This window comes from Paracoccus sp. 228 (assembly GCF_000967825.1).
GTDB classification, from domain to species: Bacteria; Pseudomonadota; Alphaproteobacteria; order Rhodobacterales; family Rhodobacteraceae; genus Paracoccus; species Paracoccus marcusii.
In genome coordinates, this window is sequence record NZ_JYGY01000003.1 from 28,430 (window position 1) to 45,411 (window position 16,982).

Here is a 16,982-nt window from a genome sequence, read left to right on the forward strand (position 1 = left end):
GGGTCCGCGCCCAAAGGAGCCTGCCCCATGTTCACCATCGCCACCTGGAACATCAACTCGGTCCGCCTGCGCGAGGGTCTGGTCGCCCGCCTGCTGCAGGAGGAGGCGCCTGACGTGCTGTGCCTGCAGGAATGCAAGTCGCCGGTGGACAAGATCCCGCTGACCCGGTTCGCAGACCTGGGATACACGCATATCGTGGCGCGCGGGCAGAAGGGTTACAACGGCGTGGCGATCCTGTCGCGCCTGCCGCTGGTGGATGCGGGCGACCGCGACTATGCGCAGCTGGGCCATGCCCGCCACGTCGCCGCCCGGCTGGAGAACGGGGTGGTGATCCACAACATGTACGTCCCCGCGGGCGGCGACATCCCCGACCGTGACCAGAACCTGAAGTTCGGGCAGAAGCTGGATTTCCTGTCGGAGATGCGCGACGTGTTCCACGCCGACCGCCCCACCCGGTCGATCCTGGTGGGCGACCTGAACATCGCGCCGCGCGAGGATGACGTCTGGTCGCACAAGCAGCTTCTGAAGATCGTCAGCCACACCCCGGTGGAGGTCGAGCATCTGCTGGCCGCCCAGGACGCGGGCGGCTGGGTGGACGTCACCCGGCAGGACATCCCACAGGGGCTGCTCTACAGCTGGTGGAGCTATCGGGCCAAGGATTGGGACGCGGCCGACAAGGGACGGCGGCTGGACCATATCTGGGCCACCGCCGACATTGCAGGCGCAGCCCATGGCAGCCGCATCCTGCGCCCCCTGCGCGGCTGGGAGGGGCCCAGCGACCACGTCCCCGTCATGGCCAGCTTCGACCTCTAGGCGTTCTCGGCCAGAGCGTGATCGCCCAGGTCTAGGACGTCCTCGTTCTGGCGGTCCCACTCGCGGCGTTCGGCATCGGTCGCCTGGGGCGAGAACCAGCCGGTGACCACGTAGAGGATGCCGATCAGCGGCGCCGTCCAGCAGGCGAAGGCCAGCGGGATGTAGAGCAGGTTCGTCAGATTGCCGTCCATCACGCCCAGCGACAGGGCGGTGATGACGAAGGCCCCGCCCGCGTTCCACGGGATCAGCGGGGACATCAGGGTGCCCCCCTCCTCGACCGCGCGGGACAGGTTCAGCGTAGAGTAGCCCATGCCGCGGTACAGCGGCGCATACATCCGCCCCGGCAGCGCGATCGAGATATAGGGATCGCCCGCCACAACGTTGGTGGCGAAGGCGGTCGCGATGGCGCTGCTTTGCACGGCGGTAAAGCTTTTGACGCGGCTGATGATGGCGTTGATGATCGCCTCCAGGCAGCCGGTCCGCTCCAGTGCGCCGCCGAATCCCAGCGCGATCAGCATCAGCGAGATGGTCCACATCATCGACTGGATGCCGCCCGCGTTCAGCAGGCTGTCGATGTCGGCCACGCCCGTCTCGATCGCGTAACCGGACTGTGCATAGGTGAAGACGTCGTGCAACCCCGCGCCCTGCAGAAAGATCGCGATGATCCCGCCCAGCAGCACCCCCGCGAACAGCGACGGCAGCGGCGGGCGGCGCGTGACGGCCAGAACGATCACAACCAGCGCCGGGATCATCGGCACCCAGCCCAGCGTGAACTGCGCGGCCAGCGTGTCGGTGATCGCGTCGATGCGCGGCATGCTGGTCTCGGCCGGAGAGATCAGCCAGGTCCCCGCGATGAAATAGATGACCAGCGCGATCAGCATCGCGGGCACGGTCGTGGGCAGCATGTTGCGGATGTGATCGAAGATGTTCACCCCCGTCACCGCCGGCGCCAGGTTCGTCGTGTCCGACAGCGGAGAGATCTTGTCGCCGAAGAACGCCCCCGACACGACCGCCCCCGCCGTCCAGTAGGCCGGAATGCCAAAGCCTGCGCCGATGCCCATCAGGGCCACGCCCACCGTGCCCACGGTTCCCCAGCTGGTGCCCAGGGACAGCGACACGACCGCGCACAGCACCATCGCCGCGACCAGGAAGATCTGCGGGTTCAGCAGCGTCAGCCCGTAATAGATCAGGGTCGGCACCGTCCCCGACGCGATCCAGACCCCGATGATCATGCCCACCACGATCAGCACCGACAGCGACGGCATGGACACGTGGATGACGTGAAACACCCCCTCGCGGATGTCCATCCACCCCTGCCCGCGCAGGACGCCCAGAAGGCCGGTGATGGCCAGCCCCAGGATCAGCGGGATGTGCGGGGTGAAATCGCCGTAATAGAACAGCTGCAGCGCCAGCAGGCCCAGCGTCAGCACGATTGGCAGCAGGGCCAGCCACAAAGGCGGCAGGCCCGGCCGGGTCGGGGGGGTCTCTGTCATGGTCATGTCCCTCATGTCTTCACACGGCCGTGAGGCCTGCGTGATCGCAACGCGCAAACCGGCCCTTTTGTTCAGCCGCCAAGCGCCCCATATTGCGGGGAACACGCCAACCGAACCATGCGGGGCCAGGATGACCATGCTTTTCGAGGGGGCCCAAGCGCCCAAGACCGACGACTTCATCAAGGACGTGACCGAGGCCACCTTCATGGCCGAGGTGGTCGAGGCGTCGATGCAAGTGCCCGTCATCGTCGATTTCTGGGCGCCCTGGTGCGGCCCCTGCAAGACGCTTGGCCCCGCGCTGGAGGCCGAGGTCGCCCGCCACAAGGGCCGCGTGCGCATGGCCAAGATCAACGTGGACGAAAACCAGACCATCGCGGGCCAGCTGCGCGTGCAGTCGATCCCGACCGTCTATGCCTTCTTCCAGGGCCAGCCGGTCGATGCCTTCCAGGGCGCGGTGCCAGCCAGTCAGGTCAAGCAATTCGTCGACAAGCTGGCCGCGATGTCGGGCGATGACGGCGGCTTGGCCGACGCCCTTGCCGCGGCCGAGCAGATGATCGAGGACAACGAGGCCGCCGATGCCATCGAGACCTTCACCGCCATCATCGGAGAGCTGCCCGACAGCCCCGAGGCCTGGGGCGGGCTGATCCGCGCCCATCTGGCCGCGGGCGACCATGCCGCCGCCGCCTCGACCCTGACGCAGGTGCCAAGCCCCCTGGCCCATGCCGGCCCGGTCGAGGCCGCGCGCGCCAAGCTGGCCTTGGCTCAGCAGGCCGCCAGCGCGGGTCCGCTGGACGATCTGGCCGCCCGCGTCGAGGCCGATCCGGCCGATCAGCAGGCACGGCTGGAATACGCGCAGGCACTGCATGCCGACGGCCAGCTGGAGGCCGCCATCGACATCCTTCTGGACAGCTTCCGCCGCGACCGCGAGTGGAACGACGGCGCTGCCAAGGCGCAGCTGATCACGATCTTCGACAGCCTCAAGCCCACCGACCCCATCGGGCAGAAGGGCCGCCGCCGCCTGTCCTCGCTGATCTTCGCCTGACCGATGGCGCTGCGTTTCGACCTGCCCGACCGCATCCCGCTGTTCCCGCTGCCCGGGGCCGTGCTGATGCCGCGGGCCCGCATGCCGCTGCACCTGTTCGAACCGCGTTATCTGCAGCTGCTGGAAGACACGCTGAAGACCGATCACCGCCTGATCGGGATGATCCAGCCCGAGGGCGACGGCCTGTCCGCCATCGGCTGCGCGGGCCGGGTCGTGGCGTTCTCGGAAACCGGCGACGGGCGGATGATGATCTCGCTTGGCGCGATCTCGCGGTTCCGCCTGCAGGAGGTCGAGGAGGGCTTTGCCCCCTACCTGCAGGGCCGCGTCGACTGGTCCTCGTTCGGGCGCGACCTGTCCGGCCCGGAGCAGGATCCGACGCTGGACCGCAAGGCGCTGTTTTCGCTGCTGGACCGCTACATGCAGACGCAGGAGCTGTCGACGGACTGGGACGCCGCCGCCGAGGCGGAGGACGAGCTGTTGATCAATTCGCTGTCGATGATGCTGCCCTTCACGCCCGGCGACAAGCAGGCGCTGCTGGAATCGCCCACCCTGGCCGACCGCCGCGAGCTGCTGGTCGGCCTTATCGAATTCGCCCTGCACGGCGGAGAGAACGAGGAACGCCTGCAATGACCGATGCCCCCCTTTTCGACCGCCACATGCTAGAGGCGCTGGTCTGCCCGGTGACCCATGCCACGCTCAGCTATGACGCCCAGGCGCAGGAGCTGGTGTCCCGCACGGCGGGGCTGGCCTTTCCGATCCGTTCGGGCATCCCGATCATGCTGATCGACGAGGCCCGCCAGATCCGCGCAGATGACTGACCCGCGCGCAGGGGCGTGACCGACATGGACCGCCCCGTGGCGATCCCGCGGGTGGCGGCCGCGCGCCGGCCCGAACCTGCCGCCCTGCCCCTGTGGCTGCGGACCGTCATCATCGCCTGCTGCGTTATCGAGGCGTTCTGCTTTGCCGCGCCCATGCTGGGCTTGGGCAGCGCGCGGACGGCCTCGGTGATGCTGGGCGGCTTCTGGGCGCCGCTGGTGGGCGACGGGGTCGGGCTCTATCCCGGTCAGGGGGTCGCGATGTTCCTGACCTACGGCCTGCTGCATTCCGGACCGCTGCATCTGGCGATGAACATGATCTCCCTGGCCGCCGTCGGCCGAGAGCTGGTGCGCATGATCGGATCGGCCCGCATGGCCCTGACCTATCTGCTCAGCCAGATCGCCGCCGGCATGGTCTTCGCCTGGATGGAGCCCGATGCCGGGCCGATGGTCGGCGCCTCGGGCGCGGTCTTCGGGTTGGCGGGGGCGCTGGTCGGCTATGCGGCGATCACCCTGCGCCGCCGTCACCGCCCGATGAGCCCGCTGGTGCGCGCCGTGGCGCTGATCCTGGGGCTCAACGTGGCGCTGACGCTGCTGATGCCGTCGATCGCCTGGCAGGCGCATCTGGGCGGGGGCGTGGCGGGCTTGGTGCTGGGGCTGATCTTTGCCCTGATCCCGCGGCGCTGACCCCCTGCCGACGCCGGTGCGGCCCTCAGCCGTCCTGGGGGGTCCGGGGGGCCTGCCCCCCGGCGTCGCGGGACGCAATCTGCGCGCTTTCGTCATCCGCCACCGCTGCGGTGGTGCTGTCCGTCGCAGGCTGTTCCACCGGGTCAGCGTCACCCGGATCGTCGCTGACCGGCGCATCTTCGATGGCCGCTTCCGGCTCGGCGGCGGCATCGTCGCGGATGACATCTTCGGGATCGAAGGCGTCCTCGATCCCCTCGGCGGCCATCAGGCGCCGCAGCGCCGCGCGGAACTCGTCCGCGGGCTGCCAGACCAGCGATGCCGCATCCTGCCCCTCGACCTGCGCCAGGTGCTCGGCCACCAGGCGGTGCCCGATGCCATAGCCGGTCCATTTGCGCATCCGCCCACGCCCCAGGAACCACTCGCCTTGATCATAGTCACGGCGTGCCCACAGTCCCGCGGCCTGCTTCAGCGTGCCCAGCCCCGGCCGCGTCTGATCCCAAGGGTCGGGCGGCCCGCCCAGAACCTGCTGGACGAAATGTCCCGCCAGCCCCTCGCTGACCAGCGCCTCGCCTAGGGACCGACCGTATCCCGGCCCATCCCACCGCGTCAGGCGATGCAGTGCGTGGATCAGGGTGCGGCGGAAATGCTCAGGCTCGACCCGGTCGGGGTCCAGCGTGATCTCGATGATGCCGGGGGCCGGGGCGTGGCCCGCGATACCCCATTCGGGGATCACCCCGTCGCCCGCCCGCACCACAAGGTCGAACCGGGGCAGGTCCAGATGCGCCTCGGCCATCGCCACCATTTCGCGCGCATGGGCGCGGATCTCGGCCATGACGGGTGTCAGGGCGCTGCGGGCGTTCAGCATGTGCAACTGCCAGATCGTCATGGCCACATCCCGTTCTGGCCGGTCCCTACCGCGGTCATCAGACCTCGGGGACCAGCACCTCGCGCTTGCCGACATGGTTGGCGCTGCTGACAACGCCCTGCTCCTCCATCTGCTCGACCAGGCGCGCGGCCTTGTTGTAGCCGATGGCCAGCTTGCGCTGGATATAGCTGGTGGAACATTTGCGGTCCTTGGCGACGATCATCACAGCCTGATCATACAGTGCATCGTCCGATCCGTCGCCGCCCAGGCCCAGCACCGCGTCGATGTCGTCGGCCTTGTCGTCCTCGGGGCCCTCGACCACGCCCGACTTGTAGCTGGGCGGCCCAAAGGATTTCAGGTGGGTCACGATCTCCTCGACCTCCTCGTCGCTGACGAAGGGACCGTGGATACGGGTGACGCGCGCGCCGTTGCCCATGTACAGCATGTCGCCCTGGCCCAGCAGCTGCTCTGCCCCCTGCTCGCCCAGGATGGTGCGGCTGTCGATCTTCGAGGTGACCTGAAAGCTGACCCGCGTGGGGAAGTTCGCCTTGATCGTGCCGGTGATGACATCGACCGAGGGACGCTGCGTCGCCATGATCAGGTGGATCCCCGAGGCGCGGGCCATCTGCGCCAGGCGCTGGATGCAGGCCTCGATCTCCTTGCCGGCGACCATCATCAGGTCGGCCATCTCGTCGACGACCACGACGATATAGGGAAAGGTCTCGGGCTGGAACTCCTCGGTCTCCCAGATCGCGTCGCCGGTATCATCGTCAAAGCCCGTCTGGACGGTCCGCTTGAACATCTCGCCCTTCTTCAGGGCCTCGGTGACGCGGCCGTTATAGCCCTCGATGTTGCGCACGCCCATCTTGGACATCTTGCGATAGCGGTCCTCCATCTCGCCCACGACCCATTTCAGCGCCACGACGGCCTTCTTGGGGTCGGTGACGACCGGGGACAGCAGGTGCGGGATGCCGTCATAGACGGACAGTTCCAGCATCTTGGGGTCGATCATGATCAGCCGGCATTCGTCAGGAGTCAGCTTGTAGAGCAGCGACAGGATCATGGTGTTGATCGCGACCGACTTGCCCGACCCGGTGGTGCCCGCGATCAGCAGGTGGGGCATCTTGGCCAGGTTCGCCACGACGGGATCGCCGCCGATGTCCTTGCCAAGCGCCAGTGGCAGCGGCTGCGTGCCGTCGCCGAAGGCGCGCGAGGCGAAGATCTCGCGCAGCAGCACCTTTTCGCGCTTGGCGTTGGGCAGTTCGATCCCGATCACGGTGCGGCCGGGAACGGTGCTGACGCGCGCGGACAGGGCCGACATCGACCGGGCGATGTCGTCGGACAGGCCGATCACGCGGCTAGCCTTCAGGCCCGGCGCGGGTTCCAGCTCGTACAGCGTCACGACCGGGCCGGGGCGGACCTCGGTGATCTGGCCCTTGACGCCGTAATCGTCCAGCACCGCCTCCAGCATGCGGGCGTTCTCCATCAGCGCCTCGTGGGACACGGGCACCACGTCGCTGTCCGATGGCGCCGACAGCAGCGCCAGCGGGGGCCGCTCATAGGCGGGGCTGCCGCTGTCGTCGAACCGCAGGGCGGGCTCGGCCTCGGCCCGCGCGCTGCGCGAGGGTTCGGCGCGCTTGGCGGGGGCGATGATCTGGCGCGGCGTCTCGGCGCCGAAGGGGCGCGGGTCGACCGGCTCCTCGGGGGCGGGGGTCGCTGGCGCACCCTCGCGGGCCAGCCGGGACGCGACCGCCTTCAGCACCGACGACTTGGCGGTGCTGGTGCGGATGGCGTCGCTGATGCGGCCGCGGACCTCGGCCTCGGACGGGGCGGCGCCCTCGTAATCCGAATCGCGCTCGATCAGCTCGGGCTCGGGCATCTCGGATTCCAGCTCGAATGCCGGCGGGGCGGAACGGCGGCGGGCAGCGGGTGCGGCCTTGCGGGGGGCGGCGCCCTCGGCGCGCGGTTGGCGCAGGCGCTGCGCCGCGCCGGCGGCGGCCGATCCCGCCAGAACCGTCCCCTGCAGCGCCGTCGCCAGCCCCTGCCGGAACCGCAGCCACAGGGCCGCGACCTCGGTCCGGTCGAAGCCCAGGACGAAAGCCGCCGCCGCGACCACGGCCACCGCGACCAGCAACGCCGCCAGGCGGATGCCCAGCTGCGCCTTCATCGGCAGCAGGTTCAGCATCGCGCCCATCACCATGTCGCCGAAATGGCCGCCCAGGCCGTAATTCTGCTGCCATTCGGGGCCGGGGATCAGCGTGCTGGCATAGATCGACACCAGGGCCACGGCGATCGGGGTGAAGATGCCGCGCATCAGGCGCTCCTCGCCCTTGTGCAGCATCATGCGCAGGCCCCAGACCCAGGCCGCGACGACCAGCATCCAGGCCCCCATGCCCGCGATCATGATCAGCGCCGAGGCGATCATCGCCCCGATCCCGCCTAGCATGTTCTGCGCCGGCGCGTCGGTGGCCGACCCGAAGCTGGGATCGTCGGGCGACCAGCTGCCCAGCATCATCGTGATCAGGATGCCCAGCACGATCAGCCCCGCGCCGATGGCCTCCTTGCCGCGTCGTTCCAGGGCGGCTTGGGTCGACTGGTCGAACAGCGGGTCGCGGTGTTTCGCCTGCCAGCTTGCCATGATCTCAGCCCCCCGTTTCGTCATATAGGACCGCCCGCAGGCGGGTCAGCGCGGCGCGCGTCTGGTCGGCATCGGCCACCAGCGCCACCCGGATGAAGCCCGCGCCGGGATTGATCCCGTCCACGTCGCGCGACAGATAGGCGCCGGGCAGCACCTGGATGCCCGCCTGCGCCCACAGCGTCCGCGCGGCCTGTTCACCGTCGGCCACCGGCAGCCACAGAAAGAACCCGCCCTCCGGCGGCAGATAACTAGGAATGTCGCCCAGGATCTCATCCGCGATGCGGTATTTCCGCTGGTACAGGGCCAGGCTGGCGGCCACGTGATCCTCGTCCGACCAGGCGGCGGCGCTGACGCGCTGCACCGGCAGCGGCAGGGGCGCGCCCGCATAGTTGCGCAACCGCCGCATCTGGGCGATCTGGGCGCGGCCGCCCGCGGCGAAGCCCGACCGCAGGCCGGGCAGGTTCGACCGCTTGGACAGCGAGTTGAACATCACCACCCGGTCGGGCAGGCCCATCGCAGTCGCGACCTGCAGGGCACCCGGCGGGGGCGCATCGCGCCAGATCTCGGAATAGCATTCGTCGGCCAGGATCAGGAAATCGTGCCTCTCGGCCAAGGTCACCAGCGTTTCCAGGTATTCGCGGTCGGCAACCGCCCCCTGCGGGTTGGCGGGCGAACACAGATAGGCCAGCGCCACCCGGTCCAGCAGCGCCCGGTCCAGCCCCGCGTAATCGGGCAGGTTGCCCGTGGCGGGCGTGGCCGGCACGAACAGCGCCTGCGCCTGCACCGCGGCGGCGGCGACCGCATAGACCTGATAGAACGGGTTCGGCACCAGCACGATCGGCTGCTGGCCGGCCTTGGTCTCGGGGCACAGGGCCAGGGCCGCGTTGAACAGTCCCTCGCGCGTGCCGTTCAGGACCATCAGCCGGTCGGGCGCGACCTCCAGGCCATAGCGGCGGTCCAGCCAGCCGCCGATCGCCGACAGCAGTTCGGGCGCGCCCTCGTTCGGGGGGTATTTCGCCAGTTCGGGCAGGCTGTCGGCCATCACCTGCGCCACGAAACCGGGCATCGGGTGGCGGGGCTCTCCGATGGTCAGGATCATGGGGGATTCGCCGGGGGCCAACCCCGGCTCGATATCCGACAACAGCGCCCGCAAACGCGGGAACGCGTAGTCCGGCAGGTTCGAGAACCGCTCGGGGAATGCCATCTCTGCCTCGCTTTTCGGGGTCTGCGCCCCGTTCCTTGGCGGAAACATTAGCGTGATCCGGGCCTTGCGTCCAGCAAAGACCCGGTCACGCGAGCGCGGCCTCGGCCCCCGCCGCCACACGCAGCAGATGCCGGTCCTGACCGGCATGGCCCAGCAGGCTGATCCCGCAGGCCGGGTGCCCGGTGGGCAGGGTGATCGCGGGCAGGCCCAGCAGGTTCGCGATCCGGGTGTTGCGCAGGGTCAGCAGGTTGGCGCGCACGAATTCCGACCCGTCGGTCATCAGCCGTTGGGTCGCGGGCGGCAGGATCGGCACCGTCGGCAGCAGCACGGCGTCGTATCCGCCGACGACCTCCTTGATCCACTTGCGGCGCACGCGGGCCAGGCTTTCCCATGCCGCGACATAGTCGGGCGCGCTGACCCCTGCCCCGCCGCGGAACCGCTCCAGGATGGGCTGCCACATCAGTTCCGGCGCATCCTCGATCTGGGCGCGCCAGATGCCATAGGCCTCGGGGGCGAACAGCTGCGGCGACAGGGCCATGGCCTTGTCCAACCAGTCGGTCGAGACATGGGCGATCTGCGCCCCCGCCCGGCCCAGCCGGTCCATCGCGTCCTGGAACGCCGTCACCGGTCCGGATTCGGCGTCGTCGAAGGGCAGCCCCTCCAGCACCATCAGGCGCAGGCCCTGCACGCCCGCCCCCTCCAGATCGGGGGCGCGCTGATCGGCCATGATGGCGAAGATCTGGGCGCAATCCTCGACGCTGCGGGCGATGGGGCCCGCGATGTCGAACCTGCGCGCCAAGGGCACGACGCCCTTTTCGGGCAGCGCGCCATGCGTGGGCTTGAACCCCACCAGCCCGTTCCAGGCCGCGGGCACGCGGACAGACCCGCCCGTGTCGGTGCCAACCGCCGCCGCCGCCAGCCCCAGCGCCACCGACACCGCCGCCCCGGAGGAAGAGCCCCCCGGCGCCAGGTCCGGGTCCAGCGCATTGGGCGGCGTCGCCGTGCGCGGGTTCAGCCCCAGCCCGGAAAACGCCAGTTCGGTCATGTGGGTCTTGCCCAGGCAGACCATGCCGCGACGGGCCGCGCGCGCCAGGATGTTGGCGTCCTTGCGCGGCACGCGCCCCTCCAGCAGGCGCGATCCGGCCTCGGTCACGGTGCCGCCGCTGTCGATGTTGTCCTTCCAGCTGATGGCCACGCCGTCCAGCAGGCTGTGGCGGCGTTCCTGTTTGGCACGGTCATGGGCGGCCACGGCCTCGGACCGGGCACGGGCGGCGGTCAGGCGGGCATAGATGCGCGCGCAGTCGGGGTGATCCTTCGCGGCGGCCAGATAGGCCTCGGTCTGGTCGATGGGGTCCAGGACCCCCGCCATGATGGCGCGGCCCTGCTGGGTGGCCGATGCCCGCAACCAGTCCATTCAGAAATCCACCGCGATTCCGCCCTTTTCCCAGTCGCCATAGCGGACCGGCTCCGGCCCGTCGCGCCCGCCGTATTCGACCGGCAGGATCTGCCCGGCCTGCTGTTTCCTGCGGGCCTCGGCCTCGGCCAGGGCGCGCTGTGCTGCGGCGGGCAGGGCGGGGGTGTCATCGCTCATGGAAAGATCCTCCGAATGGGCGTAAGGGGTCGCGGAACAGTGTTGAACATCACTTAGGCAAAGGAAAGCGTTTTGGCAAAGCCGGGCGGCGATATGGCGCGCAAGGGCGCATTGCGATTGATCCAGGGCGTTCGCGACGGGCGGTCCCTGTCGGACCAGTCCGGCAGCCTGCGCGCGCTGCCGGTGGCCGAACAGGCCCGGGCGGCCCGGCTGGCGGCCGAGACGCTGCGCCATCAGGGTCGCGCGGACGTGGTGATCGACGCCTTCGTGAACCGCAGGCCCGCCCCCCAGATCGCCGACGTGCTGCGCCTGGCCGTGGTCGAGATGCTGGAGCTGGGCGCCCCTGCCCACGGCGTCGTGGGTGCGGCGGTCGACCTGACCCGCACGCTGGGCGCGCGCGGCCAGGCGGCGGCGGGCATGGTCAACGCGGTCCTGCGCAAGGCGGGGGCGTATCAGGGCTGGGCCGACCTGGCACCGCAACCTTTGCCCGAATGGCTGCGCGGCCCGCTGGTCGAGGCTTACGGCGACGCGGTGATGACCGCCATCGAGGCCGCCCATCAGCGCGGCGCGCCCCTGGACCTGACGATGAAGCCCGGCGCGGACCCGGTGCCGGGCGCCGATGCGCTGCCCACCGGGTCGTGGCGCCTGCAGGGTCCGGCGCAGGTGACCGCCCTGCCGGGGTTCGATGAGGGCCAGTGGTGGGTCCAGGATGCCGCCGCGGCCCTGCCCGCGCGCCTGCTGGCCCCGCAGCCCGGCGAACGCATCGCAGACCTGTGCGCGGCGCCCGGCGGCAAGACGCTGCAGCTGGCGGCGGCCGGTGCCCATGTCACCGCCGTGGACATCAGCGAACAGCGCCTGCGCCGCGTGACCGAGAACCTGGCCCGCTGCGGGCTGACCGCCGATCTGGTCGCGGCCGACGTGCTGGACTGGCGCCCGGACGTGGCACCCGACGCGATCCTGCTGGACGCGCCCTGCAGCGCCACGGGCACCATCCGCCGCCATCCCGACCTGCCCTTCATCCGCGACGGCCACGGCATCGCCGAGCTGATCGAGCTGCAGACGACCCTTCTGGATCACGCGCTGTCGGTGCTACGGCCCGGTGGGCGGCTGGTCTATGCCACCTGCTCGCTGATCCCCGACGAGGGCGAGGTCCAGATCGACGAGGTGCTGGTCCGCCATCCCGGCCTGATCGTGGAACGCCCGGACCTGTCGCGGATCGACCTGCCCGGCATCGACCCAGCCTGGATCACCGAGGAGGGCGGCCTGCGCCTGCGCCCGGATTACTGGGCCGACCGGGGCGGGATGGACGGGTTCTACATGGTCTGCCTGCGCAAGCCCGGCTGAACGGAACCGTCGGGCCGCCTTGCGCCTTCCTTCCGCGAATGCGGATGAAAGGATGAGCAGATGAGGCTGACCACTGTCGCGATGGGACTGAAACTGGCGCAGGCCGTCCTGCGCACGCGCGGCGCCAGCACGGCGGCCAAGGGTGCGGGCGGCCTTGCCTCGGGGATCGGCACGGCCGTGATGGTCGTGGCGGCGGTGCAGCTGGCGCAGCAGCTGTTCTCGTCCCGCAAGCGCTGAGGCGCTGGACCTTCGGCGGGGGTTTCGGTAACTGGGCGTCACCCAGAGACACGAGGCCCCCATGTCCGACCCCGTCGCCATCCGACGCGCGCTTCTCTCCGTTTCCGACAAGACCGGCCTGATCGATTTCGCCCGCGCCCTGGATGCGCGCGGCGTCCAGATCCTGTCCACCGGCGGCAGCGCCAAGACCCTGCGCGACGCGGGCCTGTCCGTGACCGACGTGGCAGACGTGACGGGTTTCCCGGAGATGATGGACGGCCGCGTCAAGACGCTGCACCCGGCGGTGCATGGTGGCCTGTTGGCGCTGCGCGACAACGCGGACCACGTGGCGGCGATGGAGGAGCATGGCATCGGCGCGATCGATCTGCTGGTCGTGAACCTCTATCCGTTCGAGGAGACCGTGGCCAAGGGCGCGGCCTATGACGACTGCATCGAGAACATCGACATCGGCGGCCCGGCGATGATCCGCGCCGCCGCCAAGAACCACGGCTTTGTCACCGTTGTCGTGGACGTTCAGGATTACGACGCCGTTCTGACCGAACTGGACGCCAACGGCGGGACCACCCTGCCCTTCCGGCAGCGGATGGCGCAGGCGGCTTATGCCCGCACCGCCGCCTATGACGCAGCCGTCAGCACCTGGATGGCGGATGCGATCGGAGAGGCGACGCCCCGCCGCCGCGCCTTCGCCGGCACGCTGGCGCAGGGCCTGCGCTATGGCGAGAACCCGCATCAGCAGGCGGCCTTCTATGTCACGGGCGATGCGCGCCCCGGCGTTGCCACCGCCAAACAGCATCAGGGCAAGGAGCTGTCCTACAACAACATCAACGACACCGATGCCGCCTTCGAGCTGGTGTCCGAGTTCGACCCGGCGGACGGCCCCGCCTGCGCGATCATCAAGCACGCCAATCCCTGCGGCGTGGCCCAGGGCGCGACCGCGCTGGAGGCCTACAAGCGGGCGTTTGATTGCGACCGCACCTCCGCCTTCGGCGGCATCATCGCGCTGAACCAGCCGCTGGACGGGGCCACGGCTGAAGAGATCGTCAAGATCTTCACCGAGGTCGTCATCGCCCCCGATGCCGACGCCGACGCGCGCCGCATCTTTGCCGCCAAGAAGAACCTGCGCCTGCTGACCACGGGCGGTCTGCCCGATCCGCGCGCGGGCGGGCTGACCTTCCGGCAGGTGTCGGGCGGCATGCTGATCCAGGGTCGGGACAACGGCCATGTGGCCCGCGCCGACCTGCGCATCGTGTCCGACCGCCAGCCGTCGGAACAGGAGCTGGCCGATCTGATGTTCGCCTGGACCGTCGCCAAGCACGTGAAATCCAACGCCATCGTCTATGCCAAGGACCTGGCCACCGTCGGCATCGGCGCGGGCCAGATGAGCCGCGTGGACAGCACCCGCATCGGGCGGCGCAAGTCCGAGGACATGGCCCAGGTCCTGGGCCTGTCGGAACCGCTGACCAACGGTGCGGCGGTGGCATCCGATGCGTTCTTCCCCTTTGCCGACGGCATCGAGGCCCTGGCCGAGGCCGGCGCCCGCGCGGTCATCCAGCCCGGCGGCTCGATGCGCGACGACGAGGTGATCGCGGCGGCCAACCGCCTTGGGCTGGCGATGGTCCTGACCGGCCAGCGTCACTTCCGCCACTGATGGCCGCGCCTGCGAAACCCGCCGCCCGCAAGGCGCGCCCGGCACCCCAGCCCGCGCGCAGCGACATGCGGCCGGTGATCTGGGTCGCGCTGGCGATCTTTCTGGCCGACCAGGCGCTGAAATACGTCGTCGTCCACATGCTGGACCTGGACCGCGTGCGGTCGATCGACGTGTTCCCCCCCTGGCTGAACCTGCGCATGGCCTGGAACCAGGGCGTGAACTTTGGCCTGATGGCGTCGGATACGGACATCATGCGCTGGGTGCTGATCGGGGTGGCGCTGGTCATCTGCACCTGGGTGTGGATCTGGGTCTGGCGCGCGGGCCTGGGGCGGTTCGCCCGCATCTCGGCCGGGCTGCTGATCGGCGGCGCGCTGGGCAACGTGGTGGACCGCGTTCTTTATGGTGCGGTGGCCGATTTCCTGAACATGTCGCTGCCGGGCTGGCAGAACCCCTACAGCTTCAACGTGGCCGACATCTCGATCTTTGCGGGCGCGTTGGGGCTGGTGCTGATGCCGCAGCCCAAGACGACCGAAACCCCCGCCCCGGCAAAGCCCCGCACACAGCGCACGGCGCCCAAGCCGCCTGCGCGTCCGGCACCCAAGGTGCCTTCGCCGCCACCCGCCGGTCCGCGCCAGCCCGACCTGTTCGCGCCCGCCGACCAACAGGGTCGTGACGGCGACGGAAAACCGGGCTAGAACGGCGCAACGGACCAAAGGGGGCAGGACATGCGGACAAGCGCGCTGGTGATCGGATTTGCGGCCGCGATGGGGCTTTCCGCCTGTGGCGGCGGGACGCTGAACAATATCGGCGCGGGCCAGGTGGGGCCGGATGAATTCGCGATCCTGCCCACGCGGTCGCTGTCGATGCCGCCCGATCTGGCGGTGCTGCCCGCACCCACGCCGGGCGGCGCGAACATCACCGACCCGAACCCCCGCGGTGACGCGGTCGCCGCCTTGGGCGGCAACCCGGAACGTCTGGCGAACCAGGGCATCGGGGCCGCGGACCAGGCGCTGATCGCGCAGGCCGCCCGCGCGGGCACCGACCCGCAGATCCGCGAACGCCTGGCGCAATCGGACGCCGAATGGCGGGCCCGCAACGGCCGCCGCCCGCTGGAGCGCATCATGGGCACGCCGGTCTATCAGCGCGCCTATGCGCCGATGGCGCTGGACCCCGTCAGCGAACAGCGGCGCTGGCAGCGCGCCGGGGCCATCACCTCGACCGCGCCGGCGCCCGCGGCAGAGTGAGCACCGCCGTCTTCGACCCGACGGACCCCGGTTTCGGGGCCGATCCCTGGCCCGCCTATGCCGCGCTCAGGGCGCAGCCGGGCCTGCCCCTCTGGCCGGGCTTCGGTGGCCATCTGGCATCGCGCATGGCGGATGTGCGCGCCATCGCGCTGGACCGGCGCATGGTGCGCGCGCCCGCGGCCTTTGCCCCGCCCGAACAGGTGCGCGCGATGCAGGTCGCGGGCAACTTCCACGACATGCCGTTCCACGAACGCTTCGTGCAGACCTCGATGCTGGACACGGACGGGCCGGATCACGACCGGCTGCGCCGCGCGGTGTTTCCGTTCTTTACCCGGACCCGGCTGGAGGGGATGCGCGGTTTCGTCACGGCCTGGGTCGATGCTGCGCTGGACTGCCTGGTCCCGCAGGGGCGGATCGACTTCATCGCCGATCTGGCGGCGCACCTGCCTGGACAGGTGATCGGCCACCTGATCGGCACGGACCCGGCGCTGGCCCCGCAGATGACCGAATGGTCCGATCATGTGGTCAGCTATTTCGACATCGACCGGACGCCCGCCAAGAAGGCCCGCGCCGAGGAGGCCACGCGTCTGTTCGCGGCGCTGCTGGAGGACCTGCACGCCGAACGCGCCGCCCACCCGCGCGACGACCTGATGTCCGCGATGATCGAGGCCGAGCGGGCGGGCCTGATGACCCATGACGAGCTGATCGCCACGATCATGCAGATCCTGCATGCGGGGCATGGATCGACCATCGACGTGCTGGGGTCGGGGATGGTGGCGCTGCTGGATCACCCGGACCAGGCGGCGCTGCTGCGCGCGCAGCCGGACCTGATGCCGCAGGCCGTGCAGGAGATGTTCCGCTTTGCCGCGCCGCTGCCGTTCTTTCACCGCTATGCGTCGGAGGACCTGACGATCTGCGGGCGGGACTGGCCCAAGGGCACGCTGTTCGGGCTGCTTTACGCGTCGGCCAACCGCGACCCCGAGGCCTTTGCCGATGCCGACCGCTTTGACGTCACCCGCCGTCCGAACGTGCATCTGGCCTTTGGCGCAGGCGTGCATGTCTGTCTGGGCAACAATCTGGCGCGACTGAACATGGAGACGCTGTTCACGGCCCTGCTGGCCCGCGCGCCGGGGATGGCGGTGGATGGGCCAGTGCGGTGGAAGCAGGGGCTGCAGGCGCATGGGCCGCTGTCCCTACCGGTGCGTCTGACCGCCTGACCGGCGCGCGGGTCGGAACGGGTCGCCCGGCCCGCCCCCATCGAGGGGGCCGTCCGGGCGTGCGGCTGGCGCCGCGACCCCTGCCGCCGGCGCTGCACATTCCCGCGAGCGTGGCTTGCGCGGCTTGCCCCTGAAGTCCAAGTT

General features: G+C 69.9%; 17 protein-coding genes. 11 read left to right on the forward strand and 6 right to left on the reverse strand.

The features are described 5' to 3' along the window. Positions 1-27: 27 nt before the first annotated feature. Positions 28-813, forward strand: a complete 786-nt coding sequence (locus tag SY26_RS09825) for an exodeoxyribonuclease III (protein WP_046000392.1) — start codon at positions 28-30, stop codon at positions 811-813. Here the strand turns inward: SY26_RS09825 and nhaC are convergent. Beyond that, positions 810-2,306, reverse strand: coding sequence for a Na+/H+ antiporter NhaC (gene nhaC, locus SY26_RS09830; RefSeq protein WP_046000816.1), 1,497 nt, complete (start codon positions 2,304-2,306; stop codon positions 810-812). The genes SY26_RS09825 and nhaC overlap by 4 nt on opposite strands. A gap of 136 nt (positions 2,307-2,442) precedes the next feature. Between nhaC and trxA the strand changes: the two genes are divergently transcribed. From trxA to SY26_RS09850, 4 genes are read left to right on the forward strand one after another with little or no spacing between them, the layout of a single operon-like run. Further along, entirely contained in the window at positions 2,443-3,348 is a 906-nt protein-coding gene (gene trxA / locus SY26_RS09835; protein WP_045983712.1) for a thioredoxin, read from the forward strand. Between the two features lie 3 nt (positions 3,349-3,351). Beyond that, positions 3,352-3,978, forward strand: coding sequence for an LON peptidase substrate-binding domain-containing protein (locus tag SY26_RS09840; protein WP_045983713.1), 627 nt, complete (start codon positions 3,352-3,354; stop codon positions 3,976-3,978). Continuing rightward, positions 3,975-4,166: a Trm112 family protein gene (locus tag SY26_RS09845; protein WP_045983714.1), complete on the forward strand. Its 192-nt coding sequence runs from the start codon at positions 3,975-3,977 to the stop codon at positions 4,164-4,166. Before SY26_RS09840 ends, SY26_RS09845 begins: the two co-directional genes overlap by 4 nt. Positions 4,167-4,190: 24 nt before the next feature. After that, entirely contained in the window at positions 4,191-4,850 is a 660-nt protein-coding gene (locus SY26_RS09850) for a rhomboid family intramembrane serine protease (protein ID WP_052715222.1), read from the forward strand. A gap of 25 nt (positions 4,851-4,875) precedes the next feature. Here SY26_RS09850 and SY26_RS09855 read toward each other — a convergent pair whose 3' ends face one another. From SY26_RS09855 to SY26_RS09875, 5 genes are all read right to left on the reverse strand, one after another. Continuing rightward, the gene (locus SY26_RS09855) at positions 4,876-5,736 is read right to left on the reverse strand and encodes a DUF2268 domain-containing putative Zn-dependent protease (RefSeq protein WP_052715223.1); all 861 of its coding nucleotides are present in this window, start codon (positions 5,734-5,736) and stop codon (positions 4,876-4,878) included. Positions 5,737-5,773: 37 nt separating this feature from the next. Further along, a complete protein-coding gene (locus SY26_RS09860; RefSeq protein ID WP_046000393.1) occupies positions 5,774-8,353 on the reverse strand; it encodes a DNA translocase FtsK in 2,580 nt (859 codons plus the stop codon). A 4-nt stretch (positions 8,354-8,357) separates the two neighbouring features. Continuing rightward, positions 8,358-9,557: an aminotransferase class I/II-fold pyridoxal phosphate-dependent enzyme gene (locus SY26_RS09865; RefSeq protein WP_046000394.1), complete on the reverse strand. Its 1,200-nt coding sequence runs from the start codon at positions 9,555-9,557 to the stop codon at positions 8,358-8,360. Positions 9,558-9,642: 85 nt separating this feature from the next. Next, positions 9,643-10,971, reverse strand: a complete 1,329-nt coding sequence (locus SY26_RS09870; RefSeq protein ID WP_046000395.1) for an amidase — start codon at positions 10,969-10,971, stop codon at positions 9,643-9,645. Beyond that, the gene (locus tag SY26_RS09875; RefSeq protein ID WP_042251299.1) at positions 10,972-11,148 is read right to left on the reverse strand and encodes a DUF1674 domain-containing protein; all 177 of its coding nucleotides are present in this window, start codon (positions 11,146-11,148) and stop codon (positions 10,972-10,974) included. A gap of 93 nt (positions 11,149-11,241) precedes the next feature. Here SY26_RS09875 and SY26_RS09880 point away from each other — a divergent pair, with 93 nt between their 5' ends. The 6 genes from SY26_RS09880 (at position 11,242) to SY26_RS09900 (ending at position 16,838) form a co-directional block, all read left to right on the forward strand. Further along, the gene (locus SY26_RS09880; RefSeq protein ID WP_046000396.1) at positions 11,242-12,492 is read left to right on the forward strand and encodes an RsmB/NOP family class I SAM-dependent RNA methyltransferase; all 1,251 of its coding nucleotides are present in this window, start codon (positions 11,242-11,244) and stop codon (positions 12,490-12,492) included. 60 nt (positions 12,493-12,552) lie between these two features. After that, on the forward strand, positions 12,553-12,729 hold the full coding sequence (locus tag SY26_RS21100; RefSeq protein WP_157001474.1) for a hypothetical protein: 177 nt from the start codon (positions 12,553-12,555) through the stop codon (positions 12,727-12,729). A 61-nt stretch (positions 12,730-12,790) separates the two neighbouring features. Continuing rightward, positions 12,791-14,377, forward strand: a complete 1,587-nt coding sequence (purH, locus tag SY26_RS09885) for a bifunctional phosphoribosylaminoimidazolecarboxamide formyltransferase/IMP cyclohydrolase (protein ID WP_046000397.1) — start codon at positions 12,791-12,793, stop codon at positions 14,375-14,377. Beyond that, complete coding sequence (gene lspA / locus SY26_RS09890; protein ID WP_064503553.1) at positions 14,377-15,072, forward strand: signal peptidase II; 696 nt, start codon at positions 14,377-14,379, stop codon at positions 15,070-15,072. Before purH ends, lspA begins: the two co-directional genes overlap by 1 nt. A gap of 30 nt (positions 15,073-15,102) precedes the next feature. Then, on the forward strand, positions 15,103-15,621 hold the full coding sequence (locus tag SY26_RS09895; protein WP_046000398.1) for a DUF3035 domain-containing protein: 519 nt from the start codon (positions 15,103-15,105) through the stop codon (positions 15,619-15,621). Beyond that, the gene (locus SY26_RS09900) at positions 15,618-16,838 is read left to right on the forward strand and encodes a cytochrome P450 (protein WP_046000399.1); all 1,221 of its coding nucleotides are present in this window, start codon (positions 15,618-15,620) and stop codon (positions 16,836-16,838) included. Before SY26_RS09895 ends, SY26_RS09900 begins: the two co-directional genes overlap by 4 nt. Positions 16,839-16,982 lie beyond the last annotated feature (144 nt).

What these genes read in the sequence shown, in the direction of transcription:
- SY26_RS09825 (WP_046000392.1), top strand. Translation starts at nt 28, where the DNA reads ATGTTCACCATCGCCACCTGGAACATCAACTCGGTCCGCCTGCGCGAG.
- nhaC (WP_046000816.1), bottom strand. Translation starts at nt 2,306, where the DNA reads ATGACAGAGACCCCCCCGACCCGGCCGGGCCTGCCGCCTTTGTGGCTG.
- trxA (WP_045983712.1), top strand. Translation starts at nt 2,443, where the DNA reads ATGCTTTTCGAGGGGGCCCAAGCGCCCAAGACCGACGACTTCATCAAG.
- SY26_RS09840 (WP_045983713.1), top strand. Translation starts at nt 3,352, where the DNA reads ATGGCGCTGCGTTTCGACCTGCCCGACCGCATCCCGCTGTTCCCGCTG.
- SY26_RS09845 (WP_045983714.1), top strand. Translation starts at nt 3,975, where the DNA reads ATGACCGATGCCCCCCTTTTCGACCGCCACATGCTAGAGGCGCTGGTC.
- SY26_RS09850 (WP_052715222.1), top strand. Translation starts at nt 4,191, where the DNA reads ATGGACCGCCCCGTGGCGATCCCGCGGGTGGCGGCCGCGCGCCGGCCC.
- SY26_RS09855 (WP_052715223.1), bottom strand. Translation starts at nt 5,736, where the DNA reads ATGACGATCTGGCAGTTGCACATGCTGAACGCCCGCAGCGCCCTGACA.
- SY26_RS09860 (WP_046000393.1), bottom strand. Translation starts at nt 8,353, where the DNA reads ATGGCAAGCTGGCAGGCGAAACACCGCGACCCGCTGTTCGACCAGTCG.
- SY26_RS09865 (WP_046000394.1), bottom strand. Translation starts at nt 9,557, where the DNA reads ATGGCATTCCCCGAGCGGTTCTCGAACCTGCCGGACTACGCGTTCCCG.
- SY26_RS09870 (WP_046000395.1), bottom strand. Translation starts at nt 10,971, where the DNA reads ATGGACTGGTTGCGGGCATCGGCCACCCAGCAGGGCCGCGCCATCATG.
- SY26_RS09875 (WP_042251299.1), bottom strand. Translation starts at nt 11,148, where the DNA reads ATGAGCGATGACACCCCCGCCCTGCCCGCCGCAGCACAGCGCGCCCTG.
- SY26_RS09880 (WP_046000396.1), top strand. Translation starts at nt 11,242, where the DNA reads ATGGCGCGCAAGGGCGCATTGCGATTGATCCAGGGCGTTCGCGACGGG.
- SY26_RS21100 (WP_157001474.1), top strand. Translation starts at nt 12,553, where the DNA reads ATGAGGCTGACCACTGTCGCGATGGGACTGAAACTGGCGCAGGCCGTC.
- purH (WP_046000397.1), top strand. Translation starts at nt 12,791, where the DNA reads ATGTCCGACCCCGTCGCCATCCGACGCGCGCTTCTCTCCGTTTCCGAC.
- lspA (WP_064503553.1), top strand. Translation starts at nt 14,377, where the DNA reads ATGGCCGCGCCTGCGAAACCCGCCGCCCGCAAGGCGCGCCCGGCACCC.
- SY26_RS09895 (WP_046000398.1), top strand. Translation starts at nt 15,103, where the DNA reads ATGCGGACAAGCGCGCTGGTGATCGGATTTGCGGCCGCGATGGGGCTT.